A 273-nucleotide genomic window follows, 5' to 3' on the forward strand; every position below is an offset into this window, starting at 1 on the left:
GGAGCGGCCCGTGCTCCAGCTGGTCCACGCAGATGTGCGAGGCGAGGTGGTTGACGCCGTACAGGGGCTGGCCGAGGGCGTAGGCGTACGCCTTCGCCGCCGAGACGCCGACCAGCAGCGCGCCGGCGAGACCCGGACCGGCGGTGACGGCGATGCCGTCCAGGTCCCGGGCGCGCACCCCCGCCTCCTTCAGCGCGCGTTCGATGGTGGGCACCATCGCCTCCAGGTGGGCGCGCGAGGCGATGGTGCCCACCATCGAACGCGCGCTGAAGG

The 273-nt window shown here is 74.0% G+C and carries 1 pseudogene; it reads right to left on the reverse strand.

What is annotated here, in order from left to right:
- Nucleotides 1–256, reverse strand: a pseudogene (locus tag J0695_RS41775) (tRNA (adenosine(37)-N6)-threonylcarbamoyltransferase complex transferase subunit TsaD); the annotation flags it as partial.
- Nucleotides 257–273 lie beyond the last annotated feature (17 nt).

The organism is Streptomyces beijiangensis, from assembly GCF_017315755.1.
Classification (GTDB): Bacteria; Actinomycetota; Actinomycetes; order Streptomycetales; family Streptomycetaceae; genus Streptomyces; species Streptomyces beijiangensis.